This is a genomic window from Kitasatospora sp. NPDC001664 (assembly GCF_053596675.1).
Genome location: NZ_JBSFGS010000090.1, coordinates 1 through 2074, shown reverse-complemented (window position 1 = coordinate 2074; position 2074 = coordinate 1). Strand labels below are relative to the sequence as shown.

Genomic DNA, 2074 nt, shown 5'->3' with positions numbered 1-2074 from the left:
GCCGGGCCGGCCACGAAGCCGGTCAGGTCGGTGACCTGGCGCTGAGCGGCCGTCAGACGCTCGCCCTGGGGCTGCCAACCACGGCCGAGGCCGCGCGAGGAGAAGGTGCGCTTGACCGCCATCCCGCTCTCGTTGGCGTCCGTGGCGTCGAAGGTGTAGTCACCGGTGAGCAGGTTGACCGAGCCGGGGCCCACCGTGACGCCGGCGGCGCCGTCGGCGTTCTGGTCCACCGTCATGGTGTTCCAGCCGGTGGCGGTACCGGCGCCGGAGCCGTCCTCGGGGAACATCAGGGCCTGGACCTGGACCACGCCGCCGACGTTGCCGAGGGTGTCGACCACCGTCCAGTTGGCGTGCGTGCCGAGGTCCGCCAGGCGCGGCTTGGGGTCGGTGACCGGGGTGTTGTCCGCCTTGGTGAGGTTGGTGAGCGGCACGTTGTACTCGGTGGCCCCGGGGCCGCGGCGGTACTGGTAGACCACCCGCTTGAGGTCGGCCTGCGCGTCCACCGAGAGCTTCACGCGCTTGGCGGACTGGCTGCCGTCGACCGGCGAGGTCAGACCGGCGCGGCCCACCTGGAAGGCGAAGGTGGTCGCGTCGGAGAGGTTCCCCGCCCGGTCCTTGGCCTGCACGACCAGGGTGTGCTTGCCGTCGGTGGCCGGGGTGATGGAGGTGGTGACGGTCTGGGTGGCGGCGACCGTCACCGGTGCCCCGCCGTCCAGGGAGTGGACGAACCCGATCAGGTCGGTGGTGTTCGCCGGCGGGGTGAAGGTGAACTGGCCCGCCTGTCCGGCCCCGCCGTGCCACAGGCCGTCGGCCGGGTAGGTCGGCGAGGTGACGATGGGCGCGCCGGGCTTGACGGTGTCGACCACGAAGGAGGTGCCGACCCAGCCGGACTGGGAGTTGGCGTCGCTGATCCGGGCCCAGACCGAGTAGCTGCCGCCCTCGTCCAGCGCGGGGACGCTCAGGTCCGAGGGCCGCACCTGGAGGTAGCTGCCGGCCGGGACCGACCGGTAGATGCCGTTGACGAAGGTGGAGCCCTTCCAGAGGTCGATGTTGACGCCCACGGTGCCGCCGTCGGCGTCAGCCGCGAGGACCTGGAACATCGGCGTGGTGGAGCTGGTGTAGGCCGGGTTGCCCGGCACCGACGGCAGTACGTCGACCGAACTCGGCGTCGGCGGCACGGAGTTGTACGTCACCGCGATGTGCGGGACCGCGCCGCCCTCGGTGGAGGAGAACTTCTTCCAGGCGTAGGAGTCCGACTCGTTGTCGGCCTTCAGGCCCAGCGTGCCGTAGTTGTTGCCGTTGCCGGCCCAGTCCGCGGCGAGCTGGGTGATGTTGGCGTTGACCCAGCCGGTGCCGTCGGAGTTGGTGCACTGGTGGCTGTCGGTGCCGGTGTCCACGTCCCGGGTCTCGAAGGAGTACGCGTACTCCCGGCCCCACTGCGGCTGCGAGTTCCACCGGGTCGAGGTGGAGGCGTCGTTGGTGTTCCAGACCTCCCACTCCCTGGCGCTGCAGGAGTACGAGTGGAAGTTGTAGAGGCTGAGGGTGGCCCCCAGGACCTGCTTCCCCTTGAAGCTGGAGATCGGGAACTGCACGAAGGAGCGGGCGATCGAGGATCCGCCGTCGTAGCTGCCGACCTTCAGCTCCGTCGAGGAGGACTGGTCGGTGCCGAAGTTGGTCTGCACGAAGGTGTCGAAGGTGGTGCCGAGCTCCACCACCGGGTCGACCGTGACGGGGAACCGGGTCTTCGGGTCGGCCAGGTACGCCGCGTCCGGGGTGAACACCAGCTCGGCGTCCTTGCCCTGGCCGCGCAGCTCCATCGAGACCGGGCCGCGGTGCAGGTGCTCGCCGGACTTCTCGTCCAGGGCGTCGTCCCACATCACCGGTGCCGGAATCCGGACGGGTGCCTTGTCGGCCGAGGTGGCGACGAGCTCCAGGCCGCCGTCGGGCTTGCGCTCGACGGTGTAGCCGGTGGTGTCCACCGGCAGGGTGAGGGTGCCGGCCTGGGAGACCGCCGAGCGGTCCTTGACGATCAGGTACTGCTCGAAGCCGGTCCGGGTGGCCTCCAGCACCAGGT

General features: G+C 70.4%; 1 protein-coding gene. It reads right to left on the bottom strand.

Going from position 1 to position 2074, the window contains the following annotated elements; genetic code table 11:
* Positions 1-2074, bottom strand: a 2074-nt coding sequence (locus ACWCYY_RS40795; protein ID WP_449798978.1) for a DNRLRE domain-containing protein, incomplete at both ends; no start/stop codon positions are given.